This is a genomic window from Kitasatospora sp. NPDC101801 (genome assembly GCF_044766665.1).
Lineage (GTDB): Bacteria > Actinomycetota > Actinomycetes > Streptomycetales > Streptomycetaceae > Kitasatospora.
The window spans coordinates 167,237-191,155 of sequence record NZ_JBIWML010000009.1 but is presented as its reverse complement, the minus strand read 5'-3'; the positions used below and the strand labels follow the sequence as shown (position 1 = coordinate 191,155).

The 23,919-nt window shown below is 74.4% G+C and carries 13 protein-coding genes, 3 tRNA genes and 1 pseudogene; 9 read left to right on the top strand and 8 right to left on the bottom strand.

Annotated features, from left to right (window positions below; translation table 11 throughout):
• Positions 1-118 precede the first annotated feature (118 nt).
• Positions 119-322, bottom strand: a complete 204-nt coding sequence (locus tag ACIRPK_RS14510) for a hypothetical protein (RefSeq protein WP_403037784.1) — start codon at positions 320-322, stop codon at positions 119-121.
• A 162-nt stretch (positions 323-484) separates the two neighbouring features.
• Between ACIRPK_RS14510 and ACIRPK_RS14505 the strand changes: the two genes are divergently transcribed.
• The gene (locus ACIRPK_RS14505) at positions 485-1,453 is read left to right on the top strand and encodes an aldo/keto reductase (RefSeq protein WP_403037781.1); all 969 of its coding nucleotides are present in this window, start codon (positions 485-487) and stop codon (positions 1,451-1,453) included.
• Positions 1,454-1,663: 210 nt separating this feature from the next.
• Here the strand turns inward: ACIRPK_RS14505 and ACIRPK_RS14500 are convergent, their stop codons facing one another.
• From ACIRPK_RS14500 to ACIRPK_RS14490, 3 genes are all read right to left on the bottom strand, one after another.
• The gene (locus ACIRPK_RS14500; protein ID WP_403037778.1) at positions 1,664-2,590 is read right to left on the bottom strand and encodes a C40 family peptidase; all 927 of its coding nucleotides are present in this window, start codon (positions 2,588-2,590) and stop codon (positions 1,664-1,666) included.
• Entirely contained in the window at positions 2,587-3,879 is a 1,293-nt protein-coding gene (locus ACIRPK_RS14495) for an SPFH domain-containing protein (protein ID WP_403037775.1), read from the bottom strand. Before ACIRPK_RS14495 ends, ACIRPK_RS14500 begins: the two co-directional genes overlap by 4 nt.
• A gap of 167 nt (positions 3,880-4,046) precedes the next feature.
• On the bottom strand, positions 4,047-7,241 hold the full coding sequence (locus tag ACIRPK_RS14490; protein ID WP_403037773.1) for an Ig-like domain-containing protein: 3,195 nt from the start codon (positions 7,239-7,241) through the stop codon (positions 4,047-4,049).
• Here ACIRPK_RS14490 and ACIRPK_RS14485 point away from each other — a divergent pair.
• From ACIRPK_RS14485 to ACIRPK_RS14475, 3 genes and pseudogenes are all read left to right on the top strand, one after another.
• Positions 7,228-7,389, top strand: a complete 162-nt coding sequence (locus tag ACIRPK_RS14485) for a hypothetical protein (protein WP_403037771.1) — start codon at positions 7,228-7,230, stop codon at positions 7,387-7,389. The genes ACIRPK_RS14490 and ACIRPK_RS14485 overlap by 14 nt on opposite strands.
• A 439-nt stretch (positions 7,390-7,828) precedes the next feature.
• Positions 7,829-7,936 (top strand): annotated as a pseudogene (locus tag ACIRPK_RS14480) (hypothetical protein); the annotation flags it as partial.
• A 42-nt stretch (positions 7,937-7,978) separates the two neighbouring features.
• Positions 7,979-8,794, top strand: a complete 816-nt coding sequence (locus ACIRPK_RS14475; protein ID WP_403037768.1) for an FAD-binding oxidoreductase — start codon at positions 7,979-7,981, stop codon at positions 8,792-8,794.
• A 60-nt stretch (positions 8,795-8,854) separates the two neighbouring features.
• On the opposite strand, the gene ACIRPK_RS14470 is transcribed toward ACIRPK_RS14475, so the two are convergent.
• The 3 genes from ACIRPK_RS14470 to ACIRPK_RS14460 form a co-directional block, all read right to left on the bottom strand.
• Positions 8,855-8,927: transfer RNA gene (locus ACIRPK_RS14470), tRNA-Arg, on the bottom strand.
• A gap of 39 nt (positions 8,928-8,966) precedes the next feature.
• Positions 8,967-9,042: transfer RNA gene (locus ACIRPK_RS14465), tRNA-Arg, on the bottom strand.
• 129 nt (positions 9,043-9,171) lie between these two features.
• A tRNA-Ser gene (locus tag ACIRPK_RS14460) sits at positions 9,172-9,265 on the bottom strand.
• 202 nt (positions 9,266-9,467) lie between these two features.
• Here ACIRPK_RS14460 and ACIRPK_RS14455 point away from each other — a divergent pair.
• On the top strand, positions 9,468-12,617 hold the full coding sequence (locus ACIRPK_RS14455; RefSeq protein ID WP_403037766.1) for a PAS domain-containing protein: 3,150 nt from the start codon (positions 9,468-9,470) through the stop codon (positions 12,615-12,617).
• Here ACIRPK_RS14455 and ACIRPK_RS14450 read toward each other — a convergent pair.
• A complete protein-coding gene (locus tag ACIRPK_RS14450; protein WP_403037764.1) occupies positions 12,585-13,610 on the bottom strand; it encodes a LuxR C-terminal-related transcriptional regulator in 1,026 nt (341 codons plus the stop codon). The genes ACIRPK_RS14455 and ACIRPK_RS14450 overlap by 33 nt on opposite strands.
• Before the next feature lie 173 nt (positions 13,611-13,783).
• On the opposite strand from ACIRPK_RS14450, the gene ACIRPK_RS14445 reads away from it, so the two are divergent.
• The 4 genes from ACIRPK_RS14445 (at position 13,784) to ACIRPK_RS14430 (ending at position 23,910) form a co-directional block, all read left to right on the top strand.
• The gene (locus tag ACIRPK_RS14445) at positions 13,784-13,945 is read left to right on the top strand and encodes a hypothetical protein (protein ID WP_403037761.1); all 162 of its coding nucleotides are present in this window, start codon (positions 13,784-13,786) and stop codon (positions 13,943-13,945) included.
• A gap of 191 nt (positions 13,946-14,136) precedes the next feature.
• Complete coding sequence (locus ACIRPK_RS14440) at positions 14,137-14,397, top strand: acyl carrier protein (RefSeq protein ID WP_403037758.1); 261 nt, start codon at positions 14,137-14,139, stop codon at positions 14,395-14,397.
• Between the two features lie 31 nt (positions 14,398-14,428).
• Positions 14,429-17,515, top strand: a complete 3,087-nt coding sequence (locus tag ACIRPK_RS14435) for an amino acid adenylation domain-containing protein (RefSeq protein ID WP_403037755.1) — start codon at positions 14,429-14,431, stop codon at positions 17,513-17,515.
• Positions 17,512-23,910, top strand: a complete 6,399-nt coding sequence (locus ACIRPK_RS14430; protein WP_403037752.1) for an amino acid adenylation domain-containing protein — start codon at positions 17,512-17,514, stop codon at positions 23,908-23,910. Before ACIRPK_RS14435 ends, ACIRPK_RS14430 begins: the two co-directional genes overlap by 4 nt.
• Positions 23,911-23,919: the final 9 nt, after the last annotated feature.

Here is a 23,919-nt window from a genome sequence, read left to right as displayed (position 1 = left end):
CGGTGGCACTGGTGTACGGGTCGCTCGGGCCCGGCCAGTCTAGGTTCTGCCCGACCGGGTCCGTCGCGACCGTGTGCAGCGCCGGGCACCCGGATGGAGCCGGGTGCGGCGGAGGTGGTTACTTGACGGCCAGCCAGACCACGGCGCCGAGCACCAGCAGGGCGGCCACCGCGATGCCGACGAACAGGCCGGTGCGGTTGCTGCTGCCACTGGCGCTGCCGTAGGTGGTGACCGAACCGGGCGCCTGGGCGGGCGGGGTCTCTTCGACGAACGCCCGGAACATCTGGGTGTTGCCGGCGGGGTCGTAGTCGTTGTCAGCCATGGGCAGGACTCTAGCCAACCCGGCCGGTCGGGGAACACCCCGGACCCTCGTAGGAGTGACCGGGGAGTAGCCGGCCGCCGGTCTGCGACGGGCGTGCGACAGCCTTGTGAAAAGTCGTCCGCGGCCGGAATGGCGGCCCGGCCGATCCGGTTGACTGCGGTCATGACCGACAAGCTCAGCGATGCTCCCCACCGGGTGACCCTCGGCGGTTCTGATCTCACCGTGTCCACCCTCTCGCTCGGCGGCAACGTGTTCGGCTGGACCGCCGACCGGGCGGATTCCTTCGCCGTTCTCGACGCGTACGCGGCCGGCGGCGGCAACTTCGTCGACACCGCCGACGTCTACTCGGCCTGGGTGCCGGGCAACACCGGCGGCGAGTCCGAGACCATCCTCGGCGACTGGCTGCGCAGCCGGGGCAACCGGGCCGACATCGTGGTGGCGACCAAGGTCGGCGCCCACCCGGAGGCCACCGGCCTGTCCGCGGTGACCGTCAAGTCCGCCACCGAGGAGTCGCTGCGCCGGCTCGGGGTCGAGCGGATCGACCTGCTGTACACCCACCGGGACGACACCTCGACGCCGGTCGAGGAGTTCGTGCCCGCGCTCGACCAGCTGGTCCGGGAGGGCAAGGTCAGGGCGGTGGCGGCCTCCAACATCAGCGCGGAGCGGCTCACCGAGGCCCTGGAGTTCTCCGCCCGGGAGGGGCTGGCGGCCTACGTCGCGGTGCAGCCGCACTACAACCTGGTCTCCCGCGACACCTACGAGGGCCCGCTCGCCGACGTGGTCGCGGCGTACGGGCTGTCCGCCGTGCCGTACTACGCGCTCGCCTCCGGCTTCCTGACCGGCAAGTACCGGCCGGGCGGCGACCCGGTGGCTAGTGCCCGGGCGCTCGGCGCCGCGCGCTACCTGGAGAGCCCGCGCGGGCCGAAGGTGCTGGACGCCCTGGACCGGGTGGCCGCCGCGCACGAGGTGGCGCCGGCCACCGTCGCACTGGCCTGGCTGGCCGCGCAGCCGACCGTCGCCGCACCGATCGCCAGCGCGCGGACGGTGGCGCAGCTGCCGGCGCTGCTGGCGGCGGCCCGGCTGGAGCTCGGGGCGGAGGAGCTGGCGCTGCTCGACGCGGCCTCGGCCTGACGGCGGACCGCCTGACCGGGGGTCGGCTGACGGTGCATCGGGGCGCGGGGCCCGCGTGAACTGCCGGACGGGTGGCTCGCGCGGGTGGCCGCGCCCCTGACGTACCCACCCGGGGATGGGGCTGCCGCGCGGACTCACCCCCCGGAACGTGGACTTCCCGGCGCTCCGCCACAGTCGGCGGAGCGCCGGGAAGGCATGAGGAGAGCCGGGCTACGGGCGGCCGAAGTGCGTGGGGTAGTACCCCTTGCTCAGGGTCGAGATCCGGATGGTGGTGCCGGGGCGGGCGGCTTCCAGGTACGTGTCGTCGCCGAGGTAGATGGCGACGTGGTGGATGCCCGAGGCCCGGCTGCTGTTGGACCAGAAGACCAGGTCACCCCGGCGGAGCTGCCCCGAGCCAATCGGGGTGACGGCCGCGTACTGGTCGTCGGCGACCCGGGGCAGGCTGATCCCGGCGCGACCGTACGCCTGCTGCACCAGGCCGGAGCAGTCGAAGCCGGCCGGGCCGTTGCCGCCCCAGAGGTACGGCTTGCCCACCTGGGCCGAGGCGAAGGCGATCGCCGACTCGACGGAGCCGGTGGCGGGCTTCGCGGGCGCGGGCGACGGGGCGGGAGCGGTGCTGCCGCCGGCGCCCTGGCCGGTGCGGGCCTGGTAGACCGACAGATGACTGGTGTAGCGCCACTCGCCGCTGCCGTTCTTGAACCAGTACTTCGAGCCGTCCCAACCCTGCTGGATCCCATCGGAGTTGGTGGACGAGCCTGCGGAGGACGGACCGGCGCCCTGGCCGGTGCGGGCCTGGTAGACCGAGAGGTAGCTGGTGTAGCGCCACTCGCCGTTGGCGTTCTTGAACCAGTACTTCGAACCGTCCCAACCCTGCCGGCCCGGCGCCGGCATGGCGTTCGCGGTGGTCGCGCCGAGCCCGAGGCCGATCACTCCCGCACCGGCCAGCACGGTGGTGGCGACGCAGGTGGCCCGGACCGCCCGGTGTATCCGGCTGCCCTCCGCCTCGCCGGGTCCGGACGTGTTCCGGGTCCTGAGCAGGTGGCGCGCGGTGGCCAGGCAGTGGGCGCAGGCGCACGGTCCGGCGGTCGGGGAGCTCTCGGAGAAACCGATCAGGGCGGGGTCGGTGGCTATCTTCACGCGGGTTTTCCTTCCTTCCTCCCGGCCCGGACGGCCGGTGAGGGTACCGAGGCGGCCACCCCGGCGGGGGCCACGAACGCGACCAGCAGGTGCTCCATCAGCGCACTGCGGGCGGCCTCGTCCAACTCGTGTGCGGTGGCCCGCTCCAGCCGGCGGACCGCGAGGGCGGCGGCCTCGACCGCGTCGTCCACCAGGACGGTCCGCAGCCCCGCGTCCAGGTCGGCGAGCCGACGGCGGCGCATGCTCTCGGCCACCTCGGGCGCGTAGTCGAGGGCGAGCGGCTGGACCGAGTAGACCTCGATCCCGGCCGGCGCCGCCTCGGCCGCCAGCGACCGGGTCAGCTCGTCGGCGAACCACTGGCCGTCCCGCAGGGCGGGACCGGGGGCGGAGTTGCTGTCGCAGGGCAGGGCGCTGGCGGTCCGGGTGAGCACCGCGTGCACCTGCTCGCGCAGGTAGTCCTCGTGCTCGGCGATGGCGAGCGTCGCCCGCGCGGTGTCCCGGACCCGCCAGACGATCAGCAGCCGGACCACGATCGGGGTACCGGTGCGGTCGGCGACCTGGACCGGCTCGCTGCGCCAGTGGCGCAGCCGGACGTCCACCCGGCGGCGGCGCAGCAGCGGGTTGACCCAGAGCAGACCGGTCCGGCGGACGGTGCCCCGGTAGCGACCCCAGCGGCTGAGCACCCGGGTCTCACCACCGACGTTGACCAGCAGTCCGGCCAGGGTGGTCAGCGCCACCAGCCCGGCCGCCGAGACGGCGACGATCGAGCGGGCCGTGATCTCGGCCCCGCCGCTCGCCTTGGCGGCGTTGCCGCGGAGGTCCGGCAGCGGGTCGAAGTGCGGGATCACCCCGGCACCGGCGAGCACCAGGACCACCCCGGCCGTCGCGGCCAGCAGCACCAGCAGGGCGAGCCAGCCGGGCAGCGAACGGGCCTGGTGCTCGCGAAGGGTGGGATCGGTCCGGGGCGGCCGACGGCTCGCCCGGGACTCGCTGCTCGACGCGCCGACGGGACCGTCGGCCCGGCCGGACCGGGCAGCCGCCCTGACGGCGGGTCCGTCCGGCGTGTCGGGTCCCGTCAGGGCGTCCACCAGGGTCCGGGCGTCGAGCCCGGACTCGGTGTCCAGCTCGTCCGGGACGGTCACCACCGGCCTGGCCTTGATCAACGGCTTGGCCACCGCCTCGGCCACCGCCTTGCTGAGCTGGGTGGCGCCGCCGCCGCGCTGCGGCAGCTCCGGCGGGGTCGGGGGCCAGGAATTCGGTCGCGGCGAAGGGTCGCGGGTGACGTCCATGCACGGTTCCTTGGGGGTCGGTGTGTCGCGCGACGGGCGGCCCGGGATCTGATCGGGCGGGGCCAGATTCAGGCTAAGTTGATAAGTCATCAAATGCGACATTTGGTACTCGGCGTGTCGCGGCCGATCTGACGGCGCGTCGGGCGACGCGCCGTCAGATTCCCAGCTCAGCGGCGTCGTCGCCCACCCGAACCACGTCCGAACACCCGCCGGGTCAGCAGCCCGACCGCCACCAGCATCAGCAGCACGCCACAGGCCGCCGTACGCCAGGTCTCGGCGCTCGGGCGCTCGGCGCCCACCGGCGGCGCGGCGAGGTTGCGCTCCTCCGGCCCCGTCGGGGTGGCCGAAGCCGCCTCGGCGGACGGGCGCTCGGGAGCGGAGCCCTCGGACCCCCCGGGCGCGGCGGGTCCGGCGGCCTTGGTGGCCTTACCGGCGGCCGGACTCGCCGACGGCGAGGTACTCGCGACGGGCGAGGCGCTCACGGACGGCGATGCACTCACGACGGGCGAGACGCTCGCCGACGGCGATGCACTCACGACGGATGAGGCGCTCGCGGACGGTGCGGCGCTCACGCCGGCCGAGACACTCACCGACGGCGAGGCCGCAGCGGTCGCTGCGGGTGCGGCACCCACCGCCTCCGCCGCGCCGGCCACCGGCGTGGTGGCTCCGACAGCCGGTGCGGTCACCTCGGCCGACGGTGTCGCCGCCCCGGCCGGCGGCGCGGCGACAACGGGCGACGGAGCGGACGCGGACGGCACGACGGCGACCACTGCCGGAGCGGGCTCGGAGGACGGGGACGACGACGCGGCCACACCCGCCGGTGCCACCGCCGGGCTCGCCGGCGTCTCGGCGCTCACCGGCGGGACCACGATCGGCAGGAACGCCGCCGCCTCCTCCGGCGTCAACATCGGTTCGCTGAACGGCTCTCCGACCTCGGCCACCGAGGCCGAGGGTGACGGCACGCCCGAGGCGCTCGGCACACCCGTCGGCGACGGGTAGGGCACGAGCACGTCCGACGGCACCGGCAGCGCCGGCGACGGCGAAGGCGTGACCGACGGCGCCGTCGGGACGGCGGCCGACGCCGAAGGCACCGCAGCGGAAGGCACCGCGGGCACCGTGGGCGAGCCCGAAGGCGTGGCAGGTACCGAAGGCAGAGCCGACACCACAGCGGACGGCGAGGGCGACGGAGTGGGCGACGGCGAGGCCACCGCCGCCGGTCGCGCCGTGACCGTGACCGCGTCCGCCGAGGTGGCGTTGCCCGCCCGGTCGGTGGCGGTGACCACCAGGCTCTGCTCACCCGCCGTCAGATCCCGGGCGGGCGTGCAGCTCCAGGCCCCGTCGACCCCGGTGACGGCGGTGCAGAGCACCACCCGCTCCCCGGCCGTACCGCCCCGGGTGGTGACGGTGACGGTGGAGCCGGGTTCGGCCCGGCCGGTCAGCCGGGGGCGGACGGTCGTGAGTTCGGCGCCCGCGGCGGGCGAGCCGAGCACCGGCCGAGGCGGCGCCACGGTGTCGACCGTGAGCGGCGCCGGTGCTCCGGCGGTCCGGTTCCCCGCGCCGTCGGTGGCCGCCGCGGTCAACTGGTGCCTGCCGTCGGCGAGGTTCTCCACCGGCAGGCAGGACCAACTGCGGTCGGCCGCCACGGCGGTGCTGCACAGCTCTCCGGCGATCCGCCCGGCGCCGGGCGCGTTGGCGGCGTCCACCACGGAGACGGTGCTGCCGGGATCGCCGGTACCGGTCAGCAGCAGGCCCGGGTCGTTGGTGTACTCGGGCAGGGTGAGCACCGGGGCGGCCGGCGGGGCGGTCTTGACCGTGATCCGCGCCTCCTCGCCGCGCAGCACCACGCCGCCCTTGGTGGTCTCCACCGGGGTGAGGGTGTGCGCGCCCGCCGGGAGCGGCGCATCGGGCCGGCAGCTCCACCGGCCGTCCTTGCCCACGGTGGCCCGGCAGAGCGTGGCGTCACCGGCCATGATCGCGACGGTGGCGCCCTGCACCCCGCCCTCGCCACGGATCTCCGGGCGGACATCGGCCACCACGGCGCCGCTGACCGGTCCGGTGATCTCCGGCCGGGCGGCGCCGACCGTGAGGTTGATCCGCTGGTCGGTCACCTCGCCGGAGTCGGCGAAGCCGCCGGGGGTGACGAGTTGGGCGGAGTTGCGGGCGATCCGCAGCCGGGCCCAGGTCTCGCCGGCGGCGGCGTTGCCGGGGACGGTCCACTCCAGCCGCGCGGTCTTCGCGCTGACCAGCACCTCGCTCTGCACCCGTTCGGCGGCGTCGAACCTGCCGTTGTGGTCGAAGTCGATCCAGCCGGCCAGGGTGGCCGGCCCCGGACCGGGACTGACCGGGACGGTGAGGTCGTAGTACCGCCCGATCGCCGCCTCGGCCGGGAACTGCACGGTCGGATCGGCACCCTGGTACTCGCCGCGCCCGGGCTGGAGCGCGGGCGGCGCCGGGTTGGCCCAGGGGCTGCGGCGGGCCGCGCCGCCGTCCACCTCGACCATCGGCTGGGCCCGTTCGCGCAGTTCGGCCGGCTCCTGCGGGGTCAGGTCGCCCGGGGGCAGCAGCGGGTGCAGCGAGGCGGCGGCCAGCACCGGGCGGGCCCCGGCGACCCCGGCGGCGGTCCGCCCGAGGAAGACGTCCGAGACCAGGTGCGAGGCGTTGCCGTACCCCTGCGGGGCGGTGCCGACGCCCTCGTCGAGCGTCACGGTGTACGCCTGCGCCAGCGGTGCGGGGGCGGTGGTCGAGCCCTCCCGCGCGGTGCTGCGCTGTTCGACCCGGAAGGTCACGGTGCTGACGGTGCCGGAGAGTTCGAGCGTGCCGCTGCCGAGACCGGTGCCGTCGGCGGCACCTTCGCCGGTCGGGGTCAGGGCGTTGTCACCGACCGTCCAGCCGGCCCAGTCGGTGCGGGCGACCAGGCTGGGGGCGCTCGGCGAACCGCCGGTGACGGTCAGTCGGCTCGCCGTGCCGGTGGTGCCGCCCTTGCCGGTGGCCAGCGCGGCCAGTCCGCTCAGGTGCAGCCGGGGGTTGCGGACGGCGCGGCCGAAGGACAGCTGGAGGGTACCGAGGGTGCGCCAGGAACCGTCGGCCACCGGGCGTTCCACCCCGAGTTCGAAGCCGGTGGCCGGGTCGCCGCCGCGCAGCCCGTCGGCGTATCCCGGGCCGCCGGTGGCGAGCTTTCCGGGGACGGTGCGAACCGTGACGCCGGGGAGGGGGGCGAAGTCGAACTGGATTCCGAGGCCGGAGGGCAGCACGGCCCGGCGCTCGGCGGTCCAGGAATCCGGGGTCTGCTGGGCTTCGGCGGCCGGCCCGAGCAGGGTGGTATTCCAGCCGAGGAGCAGCCCGGCGGCCGTGATCGCGGCCATTCTCCGGGTGATTCCGTGGCGTCGGGGTGATCTCGTCGCCGGCCGGCCCGAGCTGGTGGCTGACGACTCGGCGGCGTGGGAGGACTGTCGGCTCATCCGGCTCTCCTTCGTCTCGGCCGCCAACCGGCGCGGCAGGCATAAGTTCTGACAAAACGGAATCACGATCTGGAGTCCGTCATACCGTGACACCGCGATGAATGCCCCAGTGCTACCCGATTGGCGGTCACTCGTCCGGCAGCCTAGGAAGCTGACCGGCCATCCGTTTTCAGCCACTCGGGGTTGGCGGTCAACCGGTCGTTACTGTCCGGCGCTTGACCGTTCATTACTGATACCTGTTCGAATAATTCGCAGCTTGCGTACAATCTGCGCGGTGTCCTTCGACCCAGCGGTCATCCGCGCCAGCTTCGCCGTCGTCGAACGCCGGGCCGACCAGCTGGTCAAGTACTTCTACGTGCACCTGTTCGCACACAGCCCGGAGCTCCGGCGGCTCTTCCCGAAGGATCTGACCGAACAGCGCGACCGCCTGTTCCACGCGCTGACCCAACTCGTGCTCCAGGCTCGAACAGCCGGGCCGGCTCACCGAGTACCTGCGCGCGCTCGGCCGGGACCACCGGAAGTTCCAGGTCGCCGCCGAGCACTACCCCGCCGTCGGGGCCAGCCTGCTCGCCGCCCTGCGGCACTTCTCCGGCCACTCCTGGACCCAGGAGATCGAGAAGGCCTGGTCCGAGGCGTACACGGTGATCTCGCAGACCATGCTGGACGGCGCCAGGGCCGCCGCCCGGAGCCCGGTCCGGTGGGAGGCCGAGGTGACGCACCGTCGGCGCGCGGCGGCCGACCTGGTGGTGCTCACCCTCCGGCCGGACCACCCGTACCCCTACACGGCGGGCCAGTACCTCTCGCTCTGCTCGCCCCGGCTCCCCCGGCTCTGGCGCCCGTACACGATCGCGGGCGCGCCGCGCCCCGACGGCACCCTGGAGCTGCACGTCCGCCGGGTGTTCGGCGGGCAGCTGAGCAGCCTGCTGGTGAACGACGTGCTACCGGGCGAGACCCTGCTGCTCGGTCCGCCGATCGGCGACACGGTGCTCGACCAGCGTTCCGACCGGCCGCTGCTGGCGGTGGCCGGGGGCACCGGCTGGGCCACCGTCAAGGCACTGATCGAGCAGTTGGCGCGCGGCCGGGAGCGGGCCGCCACCGTCTTCCTGGCCGCCCGGCAGGACGCCGACCAGTACGACCTGCCGGCCGTCCGGGCGCTGGTGGCCGAACACGCCTGGCTGGAGGTGGTGCTGGCGGCCCCCGAGGACGGCGCCGAACGGGAGGCGGCGGTCGACCTGCTGCGGACCGGCCTGCGGGACGGCGCCGACTGGTCCGGCCACGACATCTACCTGAGCGGCCCGCCGGACCTCGCGCCCGAACTCGCCGAGCTGCTGGTCGAACTGCACGCCGAGCCCGAGCTGATCCGGTACGACCCGGCGCCGCTCACCGCGCGCAGCGGGCGGCCGCTCTCCTCCTCCGAGTGGTTCCTCACGCCCCGGTCCGCACCGTGGGTCAGGTAGCGGCCCGGTGGGCCGGGAACGGCGAAGGCCCCGGGTGGGTCACCCGGGGCCTTCGATCTGTGCGCTCAGCAGGATTCGAACCTGCAACCTCTTGATCCGTAGTCAAGTGCTCTATCCGTTGAGCTATGAGCGCTCGGGCGACCCAACGTGCGGGCCGCAGAGCGGTGGTGCGTGGTGCGCTCAGCAGGATTCGAACCTGCAACCTCTTGATCCGTAGTCAAGTGCTCTATCCGTTGAGCTATGAGCGCTCGCCCTGTGCGGCCTGGGCCTTGCGGGGCGGTGCGGGGACAACATTACATGACCCTCGACCTGGGGCGAAATCGTTTGCCCGGGGGTACGGCAGGAGCCCCGCCGGTCAGTGACCGACGGGGCTCCAGTGGCGGAGGCTGAGGGATTTGAACCCTCGATGGGCTTGAAGGCCCAAACCGCATTAGCAGTGCGGCGCCATAGACCGGACTAGGCGAAGCCTCCTCCACGACGGATCGCACCGACCAGCGGTGCACTCCGTGCGACTGAGATGATGCCACAACCCCGAGGCCTGACACCAACCACCGACAACGTTACCGGCCGGGTCGTCCACGGCGCAAAGAAGAATGAGATACTCCAGTCTCCCGAGGAGAGCGCGAGCCGCCGGTCGCACGCCGTGACGCAAGCCGTGAGGAGACCTGTCGACGTGAGCAGCAGGCCGATCCGAGGCGCTGCTCGCCTCGCCGCCATACTCGACGCACTGCCCGACGCACTGCTGCTGGTGAACAGCAACGGCACCGTCGTGGACGCCAACTCCGCCGCCGTCCAGGCGCTGCAGACCCCCGGCACCTCGCTGGTCGGGATGGGCGTGCTGGACCTGCTGCCCGAGTTCGACCCGAGCCGGATCCCCGGCTCGATGCGGCCCGCCCCGCGCGAGCCCGAGGGTCTGGACCGGCCGGTCCGGATGACCGCGCGGCGCACGGACGGCTCGACCTTCCCGGTCGAGGTCTCCGGCAACGACTTCACGGACGACGGCGAGGAGCGCGGCGGCTCCGGCTACAGCTCGCGCTTCCCCCAGGACGGCGGCTCCGCCGGTGAGCTGCTGCTCCTGCTGGTCCGCGACCTGAGCAGCCGGCTCGGGGTCGAGGCCGAGCTGCGCAGGCAGCACAAGCAGACCGAGATGATCCTGCGGGCCGCCGCCGAAGGCGTGCTCGGGGTGGACCTCGAGGGACGGGTGGTGCTGGTCAACCCGGCCGCCGCGCACATCCTCGACTACCGGGCCAGCGAACTGGGCGGCCGCGAGCTGCACCCGCTGATCCAGCACTCGCAGGCGGACGGCAGCCCGCTGGCCCTGGAGGGCTCGGCGCTGCTGGACACCCTGACCTCCGGCCGCAAGCACCGGGTCAGGGGCGCGGTGCTCTGGCGCAAGGACGGGCGGCCGGTGACGGTCGACCTGACCACCGCCCCGGTCCGGGACGGCGACCAACTGGTCGGCGCGGTGATGACGTTCACCGACCGGACCAGGGAGCTGGCGCTGGTCGCCCGGAACGAGCATCTGACGGCCGTTCTGGAGAGCGAGCTGGGCAGCGCGCTGGACACCCTGCACCGCCGGATCGACGCGCTGGCCGCCGACCCGGCCGGGCAGCTCTGGCCGGAGGCCAACTGGACCCTGCGGCGGCTGGCCGACGAGTGCCGCCGGTTCGGCACCCTGATCGACGGGGTGCTGGACCACCAGCGGTTCGAGACCGAGACCGAGAACGGCCAGCAGGAGCTGGACCGCCGCCCGGTCGGGCTGGACAAGGTGGTCCAGCGCGCCGTCGAGCAGGCGGGCGAACTGGTCGGCGCGGGCCGGGTCAGGTACTCGGTGCACGCGGCGGGCGTCGAGGTGGTCGCCGACCGCGAGCGGCTCGCCCGGGCACTGGCCCACCTGGTCGCGGACGTCAGCGGCGTGGCGCTCTCGCTGGACACCCCCGGCACGACGGCCGGTCCGGACGGGCCGGCCGAGGCACCGATGGTGGTGCTGGCCGCCGCCCAACGCGGCGAGGTCGCCCGGATCGAGGTGCGCGGGCCGTCCCGGGCCGTCAACCCGGTCCACCTGCCGATCGCCCGGAGCACCGTCGAGCGGCACGACGGGGTGCTCCAGCGGCACGAACTGCCGTCCCGGGCCGGCACCACGTACGTGGTGGAACTCCCGCTCGACCCGGCCACGGTGACCGGGCCGCGCGCGGTGGGGCAGCACCACGTGCCCAAGGAGACCGACACCGCGATGCTGCCGGACCTGCCCGAGGTCCCCCCGGCCGAGGTCGCGGAGGCCAAGGAGCCGGTGGCCGAGGCCGTCCCGGCGCGCGGCACCGACGAACAGCCGGCCGAGCAGCGGGTCGAGCAGCGTGCGGAGGCCGAGCCGAGCGGCCCGACGGACCGTCAGGCCGAGCCCGCCCGGGGTCCGATCGCCCTCGGCCCCGGCCCGGCGCCGGAACCGCCGGCCGCCGGACCGGTCGTCGAGCCGGCCGTGGCCGAGGAGGAGCCCGGGCGGGTCGGACGCCGCCGTCGGGGGCTGCCGGAGTCGCTGTCGATCCCCGGGGTGCCCGACCCCGGCACGCCGGTCTACCCCGGCCTCGAACTGGCGCTGCCCGCACCCGCCGAGGTGCCGCCCGTCCCGACCGAACCGCCGGCCGTCCAGCCGACCGGTCGGCGTCGGCGGCTCGCGCTGCCCACCCAGGCGGAGCCGAGCCCCGCGCCTGCGCCCTCCCCCAAGGTGCCGACCCGCCGGGCGCTCGAACTCCCGTCCGGGGAGAGCCGCCCCGAACCGCCCGTCGAACCGCCCGTCGAGCAGCCGGCCGAACAGCCGAGGCCGGTCGGCAGCGGGCTCGGCGAGCTGACCCCGCCGCGCCCGTCCGGTGGCTTCGCCGGGGCGTTCCCGAACGCCTTCCCGCAGCAGTCCACTCCGGTCGAGCGCCCCGCGCTGCCCGCCCTGGCCGGCGCGCCGGAGCAGGGTGGCGAGCCCCCGGCGCCCGTCGAACCCCGTACGCCCCCGCGCCCGACCGCCGAACTCGCCCTGGCCGGGCCGGAGTCGGCACCGACCGGGGCCGACGACCCGCCGACCATGGTGGTGCCGACGGTGGACGGCGGCCCGCGCCGACTGCTGGTCTGGCCCGAACCCGACCCGTCCACCAAGCAGGCCCTCCAGGACCGCGGCTACCGACCGGTGATCGTCCGCTCCCGCGAGGAGGTGGACGCCCAGGTGTCCGCCTACCCCGCCGCGCTCTTCGTCGACCCGCTGACCGGGCCGATCACCCGCACCGCGCTGCAGTCGCTGCGCACCGCCGCGCTCAACAGCCGGGTGCCGGTGCTGGTCACCGCCGGCCTGGGCCAGGCCACCCGGGACGCCGCGTACGGGGCCGACCCGGCCGTCCTGCTCCGGGCGCTGGCGCCCAAGGACAGCGAGAACCACTCCTCCCGGGTGCTGCTGGTCGAGTCCGACCCGGACATCGCGGCCGCGCTGATCGCCGGCCTGGAGCGGCGCGGCATGCACGTCGAGCACGCCACCGACGAGAACGACGCGGTCTCCCGGGCCAGCAGCGTGCAGCCGAACCTGGTGGTGATGGACCTGCTGCAGATCCGGCGCCGCCGGGTCGGCCTGCTCGACTGGCTGCGCGCCAACGACCGGCTGCACCGCACCCCGCTGGTCGTCTACACCTCGGTCGACCTCGACCCGCAGGAACTGCCCCGGCTGCGGACCGGCGAGACCGTGCTCTTCCTCGCCGAACGCTCCACCTCCGAGGACGTCCAGTCCCGCATCGTCGACCTGCTCGGCCGGATCGGTTCACTCGCCGAGGTGGGCGCCGCGCGCAGCTGAGCCGTCCAGCAGGTCCCGGGCCCGGGTGAGGTAGCCCGCCTGGAAGCGGCTCTCCGCACCGAGCTGCTCGAACAGGTCGGCGATGTACTTGCGGCAGGTCCGCAGGGAGACGCCGAGCCGGCGGGCGATGGTCTCGTCCCGCAGACCCTCGCTGAGCATGGTGAGAATGGCCAGCTCGACGCCCTCGCGCACCCCACCGTCCGCGAGAGCCGGGCTGTACGGGGCGCCCATCTGCCAGTTGCGGTCGAAGGCGGTGCAGAGGAAGGCGACCGTGGACGGATCCCGGATCACGGCGGCCCCTCCCTTGACCTGCGAGTGCGGGAGGAAGACCACCTCCCGGTCGAAGGCGATCATCCGGCCGAACAGCTCGACCTGGGTGCGCACCTGGGCACCGATCGCGGTGGCCTGCTCGACGTAGACCTGGGTCGGGGCATGGTGACGCGAAGTGTGCTGGTAGAGCGTGCGCATCCGCACGCCGCGCTCGATCATCGCCAGGTCCCTGGCGATGGACTGCTCCAGCTCCGCGGCCGGACGCCCCCCGCCCGGCTGCGAGGTCATCACCTCCGAACGGCAGGCGTCACTCGCCTCCTCCAGCATCTCGATCACCCGGTCCAGTGACTCGACGAGCTCCAAGGGTGCTTCTCTGGCGGCCTCCTGGACACCCGTCGCGTACAGCGCATTGAGCGAGTCCACGGTGTCCCAGATCGAGAAGATGCCGGCCAGGCCCCGGCGGAGCCTGGACTCGGTGGCGGCCACCTCGGCGCTGGCCAGCTGGGGGTCGACGGGCCTCCAGCCGGGCGGCCCGCCGTTGGGCTGGTCGTCGCCGTCCAGGCTGATCAGTGGCACGGCCGCCAGCAGCTCCAGCGAGCGGGCGACCCGCTCGGGGGAGATGCCCAGACCGACAGCAGCGTCCTCGGCCACCAGACAGCCGTGGGTGACGGCCCATCCGTAGACCTGCATGTCCTCGGCCTGCAGGTCCTGCAGCCGGGCCATGATGTCCGATTTAGGAGTGTTATTCACTCTTTGGTCGCCCTTCATCTTGGTGCAGCTCACCATCATGCGGCCTTTCGAGCTGGACCGCGACCTGCCAATTCCCGATGCTTGAGACATGGCCGAACGGGGCGATCCCCCGAGGGCCTTTGCACCGAATCATGGGGGAATAAAAAATGAGCGTCACCCGCAAGCGAATCATCATGCTCTCCGCCGCCCTGGCAGGCGCGCTGGCCCTGGCCCTGGCCGCGACCGTGACCACCGCCGAGCAGCCCGGAAGCCCGTCCACGGTCGTCTCGGCCACCGGGCTCGGCCTCCCCGACACCGGCTGGAGCTAGTCGCCCGCTGCTGCCGCGACGATATCGCGGCAGCAGCGCCGGAACGCGGCAGCGCGGTAGCGGACGACCGGTCGGCCACCGCGGATTATTAATCAGCATGAATGCAGCACGACAGCAATGTGTCCAGATTTACCGGACCCTATCTGTCATGTCCACGGCTAATGGTTTCCAAGAATTCGGAGTTGGTTCCGGTGTCAGTCCAGAACACGTTCGCCGGGCGCGTCGACGCCACCGAGATCAGGGCTCTGGTGACGGACGTCCTCGGCGTCGAGGTACCGGGGGAGGGCTCGTTCATCGGACACGGCGGCGACTCGTTCCACGCGGTGGTGATCGTCTCCCGGATCGAGGAGCAGTGGGGCGTCGAGGTCGAGTTCCTCGACGTCCTCGACTCCACCCCGGACGGGCTGACCGAGACGGTGAACACCGCGCTGAGCGGTCCCGCCCAGCAGTAGAACGAAGGAGTGGCGGCCCGCCGCCGAGATCATGAACGGATCACTGTCATTCGGTCCGAGCACCGCCATCCCCACCGCCGCCACCGCGCACCACGCGGTGCTGGCGGTGGCCGCGCGGACGCCGGACGCGCCCGCGCTGCGGGCGGGCGGACGCGTCGTCAGCTACCACGAACTCGTGGAACGGGCGCGCGCCGTACAGCTGACGCTAAGTCACCTGGGTCTCCGGCCCGGCTCGTTCGTCCCCGTCCTCGCCCGTCCCGGGGAGGCGTTCACGGTGGCGGCGCTGGGCGTCCTGCTGGCGGGCGGCGCCTACGCCGCGCTCGACCCGCAGTGGCCCGCCGAGCGCGTCAACGGGGTCGTCGACGATCTGGCCGCCGCGTTCGTGCTGGACACCACCGGTGCGGGCCTGGCGTCGGCCGCGGTACCCGTCGTCGCACTGCCCGGTGCCGCGCTCGCCCACGGCGGCCGACCCCACGGCGCCCGCCCCGGAGCGGGCGCGGCACCGGTCGCCGACCTCGCGCCGGTGGAGACCGGCGCCGACGCGCCGGCCTGTGTCTTCTTCACCTCCGGCTCGACCGGCCGGCCCAAGGGCGTGGCCGTCCCGCACCGGGCGGTGCTCCGCAGCTTCCTCGACGGCGGCTACGCGGACCTCGGCCCGGACACCGTCATGCCGCTGGTGGCGGCACCGTACTGGGACGCCGGGGCGCTGGAGATCTTCGGCCCGCTGCTCAACGGCGGCTGCGCGGTGGAGGTCCCGGACGGTCTGCTGACCCCGGCCGGGCTCCGCCGACTGATCCGGGAGGACGGGGTCAACACCCTGTTCCTGACCAGCTCGCTGGCGAACCTGATCCTGGACGAGGACCCCGGCGCCTTCACCGGCGTCCGCCATCTGATGGTCGGCGGCGAGCGGGTCTCCCCGTCCCACCTCGCGACCTTCCTGGCCGAGCACCCCGGCGTCCGGCTGAGCAACTGCTACGGCCCGGTCGAGTCGATGGTGTTCGCCACCACCCACGACGTGTCCGCGGCCGACCTCGACGCGGCCGACGGCATCCCGATCGGCACCGCGATCCGCAACACCGTGCTGGCCGTACTGGACGCCGAGGGTGGCCTCGCCCCGGTCGGCCAGGTCGGCGAACTGCTGATCGGTGGCGACGGGTTGGCACTCGGCTACGTCAACCGGTCGGAGGAGAACGCCAAGCGCTTCGATGTCCTGGAACTGCCGGGCCGGGAACCGCTGCGGGTCTACCGGACGGGCGACCTGGTCCGGATGACGGCCGACGGTCGGCTCAGCTACCTCGCCCGCGCCGACCGGCAGTTCAAGGTGCGCGGCCACCGGATCGAACCGGGTGAGGTGGAGCGGGTGCTGGGCGCCCTGGACGGCGTCCGGGAGTGCTTCCTGCTGCCGGTCCGCACGGCCGAGGGCACCGTCACCGGCACCGTCTGCGCCTACACCGCCGAACCGGGACCGGCCCTGACGGCCGAGGAGTTGAGCCGCCTGAGCGCGGCCGCGCTGCCCTCGTACCTGCGGCCCGACCGGTTCGTCCGGCTCGACGCCCTCCCGCTCGGGCCGACCGGGAAGGCCGACCTGCGGGCCGTCGAACAGTTGGTCGGCCCGGTGGAGCCGACCGGGGCGCCCGCACCCGGACCGGGACCGGACGGGTCACCGGCGCTGCGTGCGGTCCGCGAGATCCTCGGCGTGCCCTGGCTCGGCCCGGACCAGGACCTGCTGTCCTTCGGCGCCAACTCGCTCCAGATGCTGCGGATCGCCGCCCGGCTGTCCGTCCTGCTGGACACCGAGTTCTCCGCCCGGGACGTCTACCGGCACAGCACTGTCGTCGCCCTGGAGCGACTGGCCGCCCGCCGACCCGGGCGCACGGCTTCGCGTCCTGGCCGCACCGACGGCCAACTCTCGTCCGGCGAGCGCAGGTTCTGGATCGCCGAGCAGCTGGCGCCCGGCGCACCCGGCCACGTGGCGATGAGCCGGATCGAGGTCTCCGGGCCGATCGACGCCGAACGCCTGGAGCGGGCGTTGGCCGCGGTCGCCGCCGCACACCCCGCGCTGCGGACCACCTTCCCGCTCGACCGGAGCCGACCGCACCGGGCCGTGGCCGCGCACCCCGCACTGCCGCCGCTGCTCCGTCGTCCCGGCTCGGGCGAGAGCGAACTCATTTCGCTCACCGATGAGTTGGCTGCCGCCGTGCACGACCTGGCGAACGGCCCGCTGCTCGCCGCCGGTCTGCTGACGGAACGTGCCGACCGGCACACCCTGCTGATCGCCGTGCACCACGCGGTGTACGACGCGCACTCGGAGCAGGTCCTGCTCGGCGACCTCGCCGCCGCCTGGGACGGCGCGGCACTGCCGCCGGCCGCCGGGCCCCCGGCCGCCGGGCCGGCCGACGACGACGCCGACCGGGCTTTCTGGAAAGCTGAGTTGGCGGGCCTGGCGCCCCTGGCACTGCCGGTGGCCGCACCGGACCTGCGGCGGCTCTGGACCGCCCCGGTGACCGGGCAGCCGATCGCGCTTCCCGCCGGGACGGCCGGGCTGCTCCGGGCGGCGGCCGTCCGCCACCGCACCCCCGCGCTCACCCTGCTGCTCGCCTCCTGGTGGCGGGCGCTCTCCGGCTGGACCGGCCAACTCGACCTGGCCATCGGCACCGTGGTCGCCGACCGGGCCCCGGCGGACGAGCGGACCATCGGGTACCTGGCCAACGGCCTGCCCATCCGAGTGCCCGGACACCCCGGCGCGTCCGGCCCGGAGCTGCTCGCCCTGGTCGGCGACCGGCTGCTGGCGGCATTCGCCCACGCCGCACTGCCCACCGACCGGATCGCCGCGCTGGCACCGCGACCACCGGCCGGGCGGTCCCCGCTCTACCAGACCATGCTCGTGCTCCAGCGGGTCGGCGCCCCGGTGCGGCTCGGCGCCGCCACCCTGCGCCCCCGGCCGGCCCCGCCGCTGGGTCCGCAGACCGAACTCTGCTGCGAGCTGTGGGAGGACGGCGACGAGCTGACGGGTGCGCTGCACGTGCCGCTCGGCCTGCTGCCGCCGGACACCCTCGCCCTGCTCACCGGCCTCTTCGCATCCGAGCTGAACCTGCTGCTCACCAAGGACCCGACATGACCGACACCTTCACCGAGCCCGCCCCCGACCACACCGCCGTCGCCGGTGCGGCCCCCGGCCTCCCGCTCTCCTCCACCCAGGAGCGGATGTGGTTCGAGGAGCAGCTGCGGCCCGGCGGCACGGCCTACCTGATGCCGGTGATCTCCCGGGTCGACGGTCCGCTCGACCCGGCCGCCCTGCAGCACGCGGTGGACACCGTGGTGGCCCGGCACTCCGCGCTGCGCACGGTCTTCGCCGACCTGGACGGCACCCCCGTCCAGCAGGTGCTGCCGACGGTCGAGGCGCCGGTGGCCGTGCTGGACCTCCGGGAGCTGCCGGACGCCGCCGAGGCCGGCCGGGAGGCCGCGCTGCGGGAGGCCCGGCGGCCGTTCGACCTGACCGAGGGGCCGCTGCTGCGGGTGCTGGTGATCCGCACCGCCGAGCAGCAGCAGCTGCTGGTGGTGACGGTCCATCACCTGGTGTTCGACGGGACCTCGTTCGGCCTGTTCTTCGCCGAGCTGTCGGCGGCCTACCGGGCCGCGCTGGCCGGCGGGCAGCCGGAGCTCCCGCCGGTCCGCCGCCAGTTCGTCGAGGCGGTCGACGCCGACCGCGAGCAGCTCACCCCCGAGGCGTTGGACGGCCTGCTCGGCTGGTGGCGGGAGTACCTCGACGAGACGCCCCGGGTACTCGAACTGCCCACCGACCGGCCCCGTCCGGCCGTCCGGAGCCACCCCGGAGCCCAGCAGCGGCTGTTGCTGGACGCCACGGTCAGCGCCGGGGTGCGCGAGCTCGGCCGGACCCACGAATGCACCCTGTTCATGACGGCGCTGTCGGCCTTCGGCGTGGTGCTCTCCCGGCAGACCGGCCTGCCCGAGCTGCTGGTGGGCACCCCCGTCTCCACTCGCCGGGCCGGGGACCACCGCGTCCTGGGCTGCTTCCTCAACACCCTCCCCGTCCGGCTGGACCTCGGGGCCGACCCGTCCTTCGCCGAGCTGCTCGGCCGGGTCAGGCACAGCGCGCTGGAGGCGTTCGCCCACCAGCGGGTGCCGTTCCAGCAGCTGGCCGCCGACCGCGCCACGGACCGCGACCCCGGGCGGAACGGCCTGGTCCAGGTCTTCTTCAACGTGCTGCCGCCGGCCGCACCGCTGGAGCTGCCCGACTGCTCGGTCGAGCAGCTGCCGTTCCCCGAGATCGACAGCAAGTTCGACCTGACCCTCTATGTCTCCACGGTGGACGGGCAGTTGGCCCTCGACGCGGTGTACGACGCGGAGCTGTACGAGGCCGAGCGGGTGACCGACCTGCTGGAGCAGGTCGGCCTGGTGCTGGCCCAGGCCGTCGCCGAGCCGGCCCGCCCAGTCGGTGCCTTCGCCCTCGCCACCGCCCGCGCCACCGCGCTCACCCCCGACCCGACCCTCGAACTGCCCGCCGGCTACCCGGGATCGGTGCTGGATCGGCTGGCCGCGCACGCCCGTCGGCAGCCCGACCGGCCCGCCCTGATCGGCCCGGACCGCAGCTGGACGTACCGCGAGCTCGCCGAGCAGACCGACCGGACGGCCGCGCGGTTGCTCGCCCACGGCGTCCGCCCCGGCGACGTGGTGGCGGTGCAGGCGACCCGTGACCCGGCCGTCGTGGTGGCACTGCTCGCGACCCTGCGCGCCGGGGCGGCCTTCGCGATCCTGGACGCCGACTACCCGGCAGCCGAACTCGCCCTGCGGGCCGCCGAACTGAAGCCGGTCGCATGGATCTCGGCCGCCCCCGGCCGGGCCGTCGAGAGCTTCATGACCGGCCCGGTGATCCCGTTCGACGCCACGGGTGACCCGCTGCCCGCTCCGGTCGGGCCGACCGCCGGGGACCTGGCCTACGTCAGCTTCACCTCCGGCACCACCGGGCGCCCCCAGCGGGTGCTCGGCGACCACGGCCCGCTCGCGCACTTCCTCGACTGGTACACCCGGACCTTCGCACTCGGCCCCGAGGACCGGTTCTCGGTGCTCTCCGGCCTCGGCCACGACCCCTTCCTGCGCGATGTGCTCGCGCCGCTCTGGGCCGGCGCCGGCGCCGTCTTCCCCGGCGCCGATCTGCGGGACACCGCCGCGCTGGCCGAGTCGCTGCGCCGGGACCGGATCACCGTCACCCACCTGACCCCCGCGCTGGGGGCCGCACTGGCCGCCGCGGACGGCGCGGGCTGGCCCGTCCTGCGGCTGGCCGGCTTCGGCGGCGACGTGCTCGGCCACCACACCGTGCGGGACTGGGCGGCGCTCGCCCCGGCCGCCGACCTGCTCAACCTGTACGGCGCCACCGAGACCCCGCAGGCCGTCTCGGTGCACCTGGCCCGGCGGGCCGGGCAGCCCGCGCCGGGCGGCGCCGGCCCGGTGCCGCTCGGCCCCGGGATCGACCAGGTACAGCTGCTGGTACTGGCCGGTAACCGGCCCGCCGCGATCGGCGAGATCGGTGAACTCGTGGTCCGCACGCCGCACTTGGCGCGCTACGGCGAGGGCACCGGCGGGTTCGGCCGGAGCCCGTTCGCGGCCGCCGGTCCCGACCCGGTCTACCGCACCGGCGACCTGGCCCGGCTGCGCCCCGACGGCCTGATCGACCACCTCGGCCGGGCCGACCACCAGGTCAAGATCCGCGGCCACCGGGTCGAACCTGCCGAGATCGAGGCCGCGTTGACCGCGCAGCCGACCGTCCGGCAGGCCGTGGTGCTGGCCGTGCCGGAACGCTCCGGCGGCCACCGGCTGGTCGGCTACCTGGCCACCGGCGGCCTCCGGCCCGACCTGGCCGGGCTGCGGGCCGAGCTGGCCGCCGCACTGCCCGAGCACAAGGTGCCGTCCGCCTTCGTCGTGCTGGACGAGCTGCCGCTCACCGCGAACCGGAAGACCGACCGGGCCGCGCTGCGCCGACTGGGCCGCGAGGAGGCCGCGGTCGGCCGGTACGTGGCTCCGGCCGGGGAGCTGGAGGAGCAGCTCACCGGGATCTGGCGGGAGGTGCTGGGCCGCGAGCGGATCGGCAGCCGGGACAACTTCTTCGCGATCGGCGGCCACTCGCTGCTGCTCAGCCAGGTGCTGGTGCGCGTCCGCCGCACGCTGGGCGTCGCCCTGTCGCTGCGCGAGCTGTTCCAGCACCCGACCGTCGCCGGGCTGGCCGCCCTGGTCGAGCGGACGGGCCGGGGCACGGGCGCCGAGCGGCCGGTCCCCCGGTCCGACGAGCACGCACCGGCGCCGCTGTCCTGGACCCAGGAGCGGCTCTGGCTGGAGGAGCAGCTGCGCCCAGGTGATACCGCGTACAACATGCCGTTGGTACTGAAGGTGCGCGGGCCGCTTGACCTCGGGGCCCTACAGGTCGCGGTGGACGCCGTACTGCGTCGTCACGCGGTGCTGCGGACCGGCTTCACGTCGGCCGGCGGAGCTCCGGTCCAGCAGCCCACGCCGGGGGCGAAGGTGACGGTGCGTGAGGTGGACCTGCGCACCGCGCCCGACCCGGCCGGGGCGGCGCTGGCCGAGGCGATGCGGGAGACCAAGCGGCCCTTCGACCTGGCCGTCGGCCCGCTGCTGCGGGCGCTGGTGCTGCGCAGCGGCGCGGAGGAGCAGCTGCTGGTCCTGACGGTGCATCACATTGTGTTCGACGGCTGGTCGTTCGGCGTGCTGCTCGACGACCTCTCCCGGGCCTACCGGGCGGCCCTGGCCGACGGTGCGGCGGAGCTCGGCTCCGGGCTGCAGTTCGCCGACGTGGCCCGCTGGCAGCGGGCCGAGCCGGACGGCGACGCGGCGGCCGAGCTGCTCGCCGGGTGGACGGCGCAGCTGGCCGGGGTACCGACCGTGCTGGAGCTCCCCACCGACCGGCCCCGACCCGCCGTCCAGGCGCACCGTGGCGCGCGCCGCCGGCTGGTGCTGGAGCCGGCCGTGTCCGAGCGGCTGCGCGAGCTGTCGCTGCGGAGCGGCGGCACGCTGTTCATGACGCTGCTCTCCGCGTTCGGCGTGGTGCTCTCGCGTTACACCGGCCAGGACCACCTGCTGGTCGGCACCCCGGTGGCCAACCGGGAGCGGGCCGAGTTCGAGGACCTGGTCGGCTGCTTCCTGAACACCGTGCCGGTCCGGCTCGACCTGCACGGCGAGCCCGGGTTCGACGAGGTGGTCCGCCGGGTCACCGACAGCGCGCTGGCCTCCTTCGCCCACCAGGAGCTGCCGTTCGGCAAGCTGGTGGCCGAGCTCGCGCCGGAGCGTGACCTCTCCCGGAGCCCGCTGGTCCAGGTGCTGTTCGCGCTGCAGAACGTCCGGCTCGGCGGCTTCGAGGCGCCCGGGGTGACCAGCGAGCTGGTCGAGGTGTCGGAGGCGAACAGCCAGTTCGACCTGAACCTGCGGATGCTGGACACCGGCGAGGAGATCCTCGGCTGGCTGGACTACGACACCGACCTGTTCGACCCCGCGACGATCGAGCGGCTGATCGGGCACCTCACCAACGTGCTGGCCGCCGTGGCGGCCGACCCCGCCGTGCCGGTGGCCACCGTTGAGCTGCTGGGCCGGGCCGAGCGCCACCGGGTGGTGCGGGAGTGGAACAGCACCGCCGTCGGCTGGGACCTGGAGCGCACCCTCACCTCGCTGCTGGAGGAGCAGGCCGAGCGCTCCCCCGAGCGGACCGCGGTGCGCATCGGCGGGCAGCAGGCGAGCTACGCCGAGCTGCACCGGCGGGCCAATCGACTGGCCTGGCGGCTGCGCGAGCTCGGGGTCGGCCCCGACGTGGTGGTCGGCGTGCACCTGGAGCGCTCGGTCGAGCTGATGGTCGCCCTGCTGGCGGTGCTCAAGGCGGGCGGCGCCTATCTGCCGCTCGACCCCGGCTACCCGCAGGAGCGGCTGGAGTTCATGCTCACCGACTCCGGCGTACCGGTGCTGCTCACCGGCGCCGACGGCGCGGCGGACGCACCGGCCGCCGACGGCGTCACGGTGATCCGGGTCGGCCCCGAGGCCGGGGCCGGGTACCCGGGGCACGCCCCGGAGCCGACCGCCGGTCCGGACCACATCGCGTACGTGATCTACACCTCCGGCTCCACCGGCCGCCCCAAGGGTGTCCAGGTGCCGCACCGGGGGATCGTCAACCGCCTGCTGTGGATGCAGGACGCCTACCGGCTCGGCGCGGACGACACGGTGCTGCAGAAGACGCCGATCAGCTTCGACGTCTCGGTCTGGGAGCTGTTCTGGCCGCTGCTGGCCGGGGCCGGGATGGTGCTGGCCGAGCCCGGCGGACACCGCGACCCGGACTACCTGGCAGGGCTGATCCAGCGCGAGCGGGTGACGGTGTGTCACTTCGTCCCGCCGATGCTGGAGACCTTCCTGACCGCCGCCGCGGCGCCGGACTGCCACTCGCTGCGGCTGGTGGCGTGCAGCGGCGAGGCACTGCCGGCCGAGCTGGCCCGGCGCTTCCACCGCGCCCTGCCGACCGCCGCCCTGGAGAACCTCTACGGGCCCACCGAGGCGTCCGTGGACGTCACCCGGTGGTCCAGCCGCCCCGGCTGGACCAAGCCCACCGTGCCGATCGGCGCGCCGATCGCCAACACCCGGGTGTACGTGCTGGACCGCTCGATGGCCCCGGCCCCGATCGGGGTGCCGGGCGAACTCTTCCTGGGCGGTGTGCAGTTGGCGCGGGCCTACGGCGGCCGGCCGGAGCTGACCGCCGACCGCTTCGTACCGGACCCGTTCGCCGAGCCCGGTGCCCGCCTCTACCGGACCGGCGACCTGGCCCGCTGGCGGCCCGACGGCACGGTGGAGTACCTCGGCCGGATCGACCACCAGGTCAAGGTGCGCGGCTTCCGGATCGAACTCGGCGAGATCGAGGCGGCGCTGGCCGGACAGCCGGGCGTCGGCCAGGCCGTGGTGATCGTCCGGGAGGACGAGCCGGGCGACCGGCGGATCGTCGCCTACCTGACGCCGACCGCCGACGGCGGCCCGGTGCCCGACCGGGCCGCGCTGCGGGCCGGGATCGGGCGGCTGCTGCCCGACTACATGGTGCCCGGTGCGTTCGTCGCGCTGCCCGCGCTGCCGCTGAGTCCCAACGGCAAGGTGGACCGCCGGGCGCTGCCGGTGCCCGACCGGGACCGGTCCTCGACCGCCGGGTACACCGCGCCGCGCGAGGGCACCGAGCAGCAGCTCGCCGAGCTCTGGCAGCAGGTACTGCGGCTGGACCGGGTCGGCGCCACCGACAACTTCTTCGAGATCGGCGGCGACTCCATGCACGCCGTCCGGGTCGTCGGCCTCGCCCGCGAGCAGGGCCTCGACCTCCCGCTGACCGAACTGTTCGCCCATCAGACGGTCGAGGCGGTGGCCGGCTGGCTGGCCTCCCGCACCGAGGTGGCCCAGGAGCAGCGCCCGGTCGCCGCCTTCGGCCTGCTCTCCCCGGCGGACCTGGCCAAGCTCCGCGCCAAGTAGCACGCCCCT